Raw genomic sequence first — 7,400 nt, 5'->3', positions numbered from 1 at the left:
CCGGTCGCTGGCGAAGCCGAGCACCGCGAGGGCGCCCACGCCGATGGGCCAGTAACCGCGATCATCGCCGTATCCAAGCACAACCCCGCCCATCACGATCGCGACCCAGCCAAGCGGAGCGAGCATTGTCGCCCGCCAGCGCCGATGCAGCGCGGTAACCGCGTTGGCAATCACCAGGTGACCGGCTCCAATGACAATCGAGAGCCTCATCATGGTCTCGAAGTCGTTAACGTCGAGGATATGCAGGGCGCCGAGAACGGAGCCAGGCGGCGCGGTGTAACCGAAATAATTGCCCACGAGCACGCCGTACACCACAGAGGCGGCAAAGATGGCCTGTCCCATGATGTAGATGCGGTGCCCGGCACGAGCGCTCATCAGACGCGTGCGGGTGAACCAGAGGATCGCCCCAAGAAGGAGGGCGTATCCAGCATCGGAGAGAATCATGGCGAAAAATAGCGCGAACGAAAAGAACATCACCGGCGACGGATCCCAGTTTCTGTAGCCCGGGACCTGGTAAAACTCCACCACTTCCTCACCACCACCGGTAAGCTCGCGGTTATGCAGCAAGGTGGGCGGCGTGTCGTCGGGACTCGGGACGTCGACCTCGAGCGCCATTCCGTGCGCCTGCGCCAGTCTTCTCAGGGAGGCCACGGCATCGACTGGCGCCCAGCCCTGGACCGCGAACACTCCCTCACGATCCAGCGTAATGGCACGAGCCCAACGCGCCGCGGAACGGTCGGCCGCGCGGGCCAGATTGCGCTGAATGCGCTCGATCCAGCGGGTTAGCGTCCAACGCTCGGCATCGAGCTCCTCAAGCTCCACCTTAACGCGGGCGAGGCGCCGGCGAACCGCGGACAACGGCAAAGCACCGGTGTGCGTACGCGGCACCGGCATTACGTCCTCTGGTGGCTCCTCTTTGGCTACGACGACGACGTAGCTGTACCGGCTGTCCCGATGGACGACGGCCCAGATCAGCCCCGAGTCCCGGACGTCTCTGAGCCGATAATGGGGAACAAGATAGAACCACAGCCGGTACCCAGCGGGAGCGCCCTCCGAAGGGAAGCGAAAATCGCCCCAGGGCTCGAGCTCGCGGATACGCTTGTGCAGAAAGTCGCGACGGTCGGAAATCCGGCGCCTCCGCTGCTGGTTATCAAGTGTCTGGCTGACCACCGTGGCCAGATCGAATGTCTCGTCCGGCTGCGCCTGACGGCGGCGCTGCGGGAAATCCTCAAGGTATTTAAGCGCCTTGCGCGCCTGCTCTACCTCTGTTTCCTCATCCGCTTCGCCCGTCTCTCCGGCATGGCGCAGCGGCACCAGGTGTAGACAGCCCAGGTTCTGCAGCGCATCCAGCACGTGCGCCTTCTCCTTTTCGGGGGCACAAAGCGTGACCTTTCTCAGCTGGACGATGCTCATCTGCGCTCTCCGTACTCGTGTTTGCGCTTGGCGATCTTGGCCCGGATCACCGCGGCACGCTCTCCCTCACCCAGATGGATCCGCAGCCGCCGAATGCGCTCTTGCGTGCGCGGAATCAACACTTTTTCAAACAGGTTAACGCGCTGGGTGGCCTTGGCCACCGCCGCTTGCAGGATCTCGAGCTGGCGCCGTCTCACCCGCACCTGGACTTGCAGCACGAGCATGCTCTGAAGGCGCGCGCTCGTCACATCGACCCACTGCGGTCTGGCCAGTAAGCCGTAGTCACGTGGCTGGACCTCGATCGACTCCAGCACCGGCAACCGCGAGCCAAGCACGTTGCGCTCGCCGAGGCGGATCTCGCGGACCACCGCCAAATCCTTCAGGCTAACGCGACGGAAGGCGAGCATCGGCAGTTGCTGGCGTACCCCCTCGCGCAGGCGATCCACCTCGGCGGTAGTGCTGGCAAGCGCGCGCGCCGCACCCTGGCGTTCGGCAACCAGTTGACGGCGCTTGAGGTCCAGCGACGGCAGTGCCCGCCGGTACTGAGCCAGCCGGCGCGTTTCCCGGTGCAGCGCGCTCTTGTTAAGCGCCAGCCTGGGCACTGGACTCCCCTTCGGCCTTGCTTTCGGGAAAGTACTTGTCCACCAGTGACTGCCTGATCAGCAGCTCTTCGGCGGTAAAGCACTCCGCCATGGTCTGCCAGCACAAGTCCAAAGCCTGCTCCAGCGGCATTGAAATGCTGGCGTCCATAAAACGCTCTCGGAATAACCGGGCAAAGCGCAGCAGGCGTCGGTCGTATTCTGAGAGCTCGAAAGCCATGGACTCCTTGTGCTCGGCGTCCGAGGCCTCGGCGTAGAAGCGGACCATGGCATTCATCACCTGACCATGGTCCTCACGGGTAACCTTGCCAACGACGTGCTGCTTGAGACGCGAGAGTGAGCCGAAGGGGTCGATAAGCCCACCATGTAGATAGAACTGCCCTTCGGTGATATAGCCTGTGTTATCCGGCACCGGGTGAGTGATGTCGTCGCCCGGCATGGTGGTCGCCGAAAGGATGGTGACCGAGCCGGCGCCCTTGAAGTCGCAGGCCTTCTCGTAGCGCCGCGCCAGCTGGGAATAGAGATCCCCCATATAACCCCGATTCGAGGGTACCCGCTCCATGCTGATCCCCACTTCCTTGAGGGCATCCGCGAACGCGGTCATGTCCGTGAGCAGCACCAGCACCCGCCGCCCCTCCTCGACCGCCAGGCGCTCGGCCACCGTCAACGCCATGTCCGGGACCAACAGCCGCTCGATTACCGGGTCAGAGGCCTGATTAACAAACATGACCGTCCGAGCAAAGACACCGGCCTCCTCGAACTGGGTGCGGAAGAAGTGGTAATCGTCGAAGATCAGACCCAGGCCTCCGAAAACCACCGCATCCGCATCCGTCTGCACGGCGATGCGCGCCAGCAGGGCGTTATAGGGTTCACCGGCCACCGAGAAGACCGGTATCTTTTGGCTCTCCACCAAGGAGTTGAAGACGTCGATCATCGGCACGCCCGTGCGGATCATCTTGCTCGGCATCACACGTCGCATTGGGTTCACAGTAGGGCCGCCGATGGGCACCTTGCGTTCCTGAGCGAGATCCGGCCCTATGTCCAGCGCCCGGCCCGTGCTGTCGAATACCCTGCCCATGATGTTAGCCGAGCATGTCACCTCCATGGGCCGGCCGATGAAGCGTACGCCGACCGCGGTGGACAGACCCTCGGTGCCACTGAAAACCTGAAGCGAGACCCCCTCCTGGTCGATGCGGCTAATCTGGGCGAGGGAGCGCTCACCCTCCTGGCTTTCAGTGAAAGCAAGATCATGCAAACGCGGGCGTACCCAGCCCTCGCCAATGTTCGGCACCCGCACCTGGAGGATATCGCCGATGATAGAGACGATTTGCGTGTACCGCGCAAGAGTCTGCGTCATGTCCCAATACCTCCACGCTTACGCCCGCTTCGACCGACGCTGGTGGTCAGCCCCTACGCATTCTTTTGCCCCGGCGGCCTGGCTCGCCCCAACGAATCTCCGGAAAGGCGGAGGCAGTTCAGTTTAGTCTTGCCCGCTGCGGCGAATCCAACAAACGATAGCGAAACACGCGCGGCCGTATCTATTTTACGGCATGCTCACGTGCGCCACATTCGATCGGGCGTCTACACCGGCTGATCTGGGCCTCGCCTGACTCGCGGTTAAACTGGGGACCTGGCCTTTAGCCGTGGATGGCGGCTGCGATGGAACCTCACTCGCAGTTTCGAGAACCCCTTTGTGTCAAAAAAATTGAAACGGCGGATTGGCGGCGCTGTCGGCGAGCAATACTGGCCAGCCTATCAGTAAATACTTATAGGATGGATTTTCCCTCTCCTTGTTCGGCATCTACGCTGCCAGAGAGACGTGTAGAGCCACAACCGACTCGTCACTGCTCTCGACGAACCGATGCGGGTTTACGAATGTCGTATTAGTTGACTCATCGCGAACAAGGAAGCTGAACAATGAAAGCGCTTGTCTACGAAGGGCCCGGCCAGCGTGTCTGGAAGGAGCGGGCGAAGCCCGCGATCAATAAACCTACGGACGCTGTGGTCCAGCTTACCCATACCACAATTTGCGGCACCGATCTGCACATCCTTAAAGGCGATGTACCAAGCGTGGAGCGGGGCCGCATACTGGGTCACGAGGGCGTCGGCATTGTCACGGAGGTTGGCGAGGGCGTATCCAACTTCAAGGCGGGCGATCGGGTTCTCATCTCTTGCATCACTTCTTGCGGCCGCTGTGATTTCTGCAAGCGTGGGATGTACGCGCATTGCCGGGACGGCGGCTGGATCCTCGGCCATCTAATTGATGGAACCCAGGCCGAGTATGTACGTATTCCCCACGCGGACAACAGCCTGCACCCCCTACCACAGAGTCTCGATTCCGCTGCCGCTGTCATGCTCAGCGACATCCTCCCTACCGGCCACGAGATCGGCGCACTGTATGGCGAAGTGGGTCTAGGGGATACCGTCGCCATCGTTGGCGCCGGCCCCATTGGACTGGCGGCCTTGTTGACCTCGCGGTTTTACTCTCCCGCCCGAATCATCATGATTGACCCTGACGAGAATCGTCTGGCGATGGCTCGCAAGCTCGGAGCCACCGATATCGTGACTGATACCCCCCTGGAATTCGTCCGTGGGATCACCGCCGGGGAGGGGGTGGACGTGGCTATTGAAGCCGTTGGCATCCCGGAGACCTTCGATATATGTCAACGCCTCGTCCGGCCGGGCGGCCATATTGCCAACGTCGGTGTCCACGGTCGCAGCGTCGAGCTTCACCTTGAGGACCTTTGGATCAAGAACGTCACTCTACGTACTGGGCTGGTAAACACAAACACCATCCCGGTCCTAATGCGGATTGTGCAGGCTGGCGGTCTTGAGCCGGCCACGCTGGTGACCCACCGATTCCCGCTCGGTGAAGTGGAGCACGCCTACCAGGTGTTCTCAAAGGCCGCGGCGGAGAAAGCCATCAAGATCCTACTGACAGCCGAGTAAGGTAGTGACTGGAGTAAACCGCGCCTTCAAAGCACTCGGTGCGCGGCTTCCTGCGCCGCATTGACCACGGCGATGCGTATTGGCCCCGCGCCGCGGGCGCGCTGTACAAGATCGTCAAGTGTCGCAGGTCGTTGCGCTGGCATGGTGTCTAAGCTTCCTCCTCGCCGTTAGGGCGGTTAGGCGCATAGCGCTCTGGCAACCTGCCGACGGATTTGTTGCCTCACCGGCGAAAAAGTCAGCCGTGGTGGCCCTGGCCGCCGGCCACCGTGTGCTGCACGTGCTTGGCAATCATGAGCTCTTCGTCTGTTTTCACCGCCTCCACCCGGTCCGCCGCCTCGGCGGGAGAAATCGACGGCTCCGGTTCGCTGTTGCACCGAGGGTCCACCTCGATGCCCAGATATGCCAGGCCATTGCAAATCCACGCGCGAACAGCGGGAGCATTCGCACCTATACCGCCCGGTAAAGATCAGGCGGTCCAGCCCTCCGAGCGCAGCACTCAGCGCGCCGATGAATAGGCGCGCGCGGTGACAAAAAAAGGCGATGGCCGCCTCGGCCTCCGGCGTATCCTTGCGGCAAGCCAAGAACTCGCGCATATCGCCACTTACGCCGGATATACCCAATAAACCAGAGCCTCGGTAAAGCAGCTCTTCAAGCGCTTGCGGGCTAAGCCCGCGCGGCCCAGCCAAGTACAGGAGCGTTCCTGGGTCAAGGTCTCCGCTGCGGGTTCCCATGGGCATACCACCCAGCGTGCTGAATCCCATGGTCGTCTCGACACTGCGACCATTGCGGATCGCTGCCATGGAGACTCCGTTTCCGAGATGCGCCACGATCATCCGTTCGCCCAATGCCCCGCTTCCGTGGCGACGCACGACGTCCTCGACGATGAACTCGTACGAGAGCCCATGAAAGCCGTAGCGACGCACGCCCTCGGCTTCATAGGCGCGGGGCAGCCCCGTGTGCCTGGCAACCGGGGGGAGGCCGTGATGAAACGCGGTATCGAAGCACACGATTTGCGGCACATCCGGGAAATGCGATCGCATGGCGCTGATGCCTGCCACATTGTGCGGCAGGTACAAGGGGGCCAGCGGAATCAAATCCTGAAGCCGTTGCAGCAAGGCATCATCCACCTGTTGCGGACACTCGCAGTCGGAGCCACCGTGGACGACCCGATGCCCGATCCCAAGCAGATCCAGCCGTTCAAGCCGCTGGCGCAGGAGGTGATCGACTCGCTCTATGGCCGCCGAATGGTTCGAGAAGACCCGCTCTTGCGTCTGCTCGATCGTTCGCCCCTGCGCATCAAACACACGAAATTTCCCGGCCCCGCTTCCGATGCCGTCAACCGATCCCGACATGAGCCGCCTCAGGCCTTCGAATAGACCAAACACCGCAAATTTCAGGCTCGATGAGCCGCAGTTGATCACTAGGATGGATTGATAAGCGACGGACATACGCTACGGCTCCTGAGCACGGGAGTATGCCCCCTCAGCTTAGACATGATGTTTTGACCTGCCCGTCCTCAACGTTGCGTGGTTATGTTGGGGGCGGTGAACGACCCTGACACAGAGCCACATTGAGGAGGGCAGGTCATGAACGAGGTTAGCACGGGGGCGGTAGAGACGAGGATGGCGCTGGATACGGTCAATGAAGCACTGCGGTGTAGTAATTACCCGGCTTACGTAGGGTTGGATGTCCACAAGGACACGATTGCCGTGGCGGTGGCACCGGTGGGCCGCGGGGCAGCGCAGAACTGGGGAGAGATTGCGAACAAACCGAAGGCGGTGGCGAAACTGGTGGCGCGGTTGAGCGCGGCGTTTGGCGGCGAGGTGCTGGCGCCCTCGCTGATCCCGCGCAGGCCCGGCGAGCGGGTGAAGACCGGGACGGCTCTGGCAACGGGCAAGACCCGACCCTGTGGCCTTCTGAGGCCTTCTGGCCATTTTGCTGTCAACAAAAATTCTGTTTGGGGTTTTTCGCGGCTTGAAAGCGAATACGGAGAACAATTAGCACTAGTCCGAAGCTAAACAGTGTAACCGAACGGGGTTCCGGTGCGACAAAGCCAGTCAGTTGGAATGCCATCTCCATGTTAGGAGTGGCAAGTGTCCAATATGGCTTGTTGCTTCGAAGACCTCCTAATTCCGCTAAGCCATAACCGAGATTACTAGCGGAAGCCCAAACCCAAGTAAGGTTCCCTGGTTCCACCGCCTGCACAGCCAACCAGTATCGCCTGCCGGTGATAAGTCCAGCACCGTCGATATTGGCCGAATACTCATACCTGATTCCGTGAAGCCGACTCGCGCTGCGCTGCAACAAGTTGTGAGTTATTGTCAATTCTCGTGTATGGCCGTCAGGCGGCATTCCTGTCTGACTGTTCCGTGAGTTGCTCGCCGTTACGGAACTCGACGTTGTTGATGACGAGCTCGAGTTTGCGAAAGCCCTGTATTC

The 7,400-nt window shown here is 61.2% G+C and carries 5 protein-coding genes and 1 pseudogene; 2 read left to right on the top strand and 4 right to left on the bottom strand.

All coding sequences use genetic code 11. The features are described 5' to 3' along the window. From AC52Q4_RS13275 to AC52Q4_RS13265, 3 genes are all read right to left on the bottom strand, one after another. Positions 1 to 1,413 (bottom strand): V-type ATP synthase subunit I (locus AC52Q4_RS13275; protein WP_495537274.1); only part of this gene is annotated, 1,413 nt, incomplete at its 3' end. Then, a complete protein-coding gene (locus AC52Q4_RS13270; RefSeq protein ID WP_495537273.1) occupies positions 1,410 to 2,015 on the bottom strand; it encodes a V-type ATP synthase subunit D in 606 nt (201 codons plus the stop codon). The genes AC52Q4_RS13270 and AC52Q4_RS13275, both read right to left, overlap by 4 nt. Beyond that, the gene (locus AC52Q4_RS13265; protein WP_495537272.1) at positions 1,996 to 3,369 is read right to left on the bottom strand and encodes a V-type ATP synthase subunit B; all 1,374 of its coding nucleotides are present in this window, start codon (positions 3,367 to 3,369) and stop codon (positions 1,996 to 1,998) included. Before AC52Q4_RS13265 ends, AC52Q4_RS13270 begins: the two co-directional genes overlap by 20 nt. Before the next feature lie 560 nt (positions 3,370 to 3,929). On the opposite strand from AC52Q4_RS13265, the gene AC52Q4_RS13260 reads away from it, so the two are divergent. Next, complete coding sequence (locus tag AC52Q4_RS13260; RefSeq protein ID WP_495537271.1) at positions 3,930 to 4,961, top strand: zinc-dependent alcohol dehydrogenase family protein; 1,032 nt, start codon at positions 3,930 to 3,932, stop codon at positions 4,959 to 4,961. A gap of 176 nt (positions 4,962 to 5,137) precedes the next feature. Here AC52Q4_RS13260 and AC52Q4_RS13255 read toward each other — a convergent pair whose 3' ends face one another. Beyond that, on the bottom strand, positions 5,138 to 6,409 hold the full coding sequence (locus tag AC52Q4_RS13255; protein WP_495537270.1) for an acetate/propionate family kinase: 1,272 nt from the start codon (positions 6,407 to 6,409) through the stop codon (positions 5,138 to 5,140). Between the two features lie 174 nt (positions 6,410 to 6,583). Between AC52Q4_RS13255 and AC52Q4_RS13250 the strand changes: the two are divergent. After that, positions 6,584 to 6,835 (top strand): annotated as a pseudogene (locus AC52Q4_RS13250) (hypothetical protein); the annotation flags it as partial. Between the last annotated feature and the right edge of the window lie 565 nt (positions 6,836 to 7,400).

Source organism: Nitrococcus sp. (assembly GCF_059432795.1).
The sequence above is the reverse complement of the archived record's forward strand: the minus strand, read 5'-3'. Positions and strand labels throughout refer to the sequence as shown.

What these genes read in the sequence shown, in the direction of transcription:
- AC52Q4_RS13265 (WP_495537272.1), bottom strand. Translation starts at nt 3,369, where the DNA reads ATGACGCAGACTCTTGCGCGGTACACGCAAATCGTCTCTATCATCGGC.
- AC52Q4_RS13260 (WP_495537271.1), top strand. Translation starts at nt 3,930, where the DNA reads ATGAAAGCGCTTGTCTACGAAGGGCCCGGCCAGCGTGTCTGGAAGGAG.
- AC52Q4_RS13255 (WP_495537270.1), bottom strand. Translation starts at nt 6,409, where the DNA reads ATGTCCGTCGCTTATCAATCCATCCTAGTGATCAACTGCGGCTCATCG.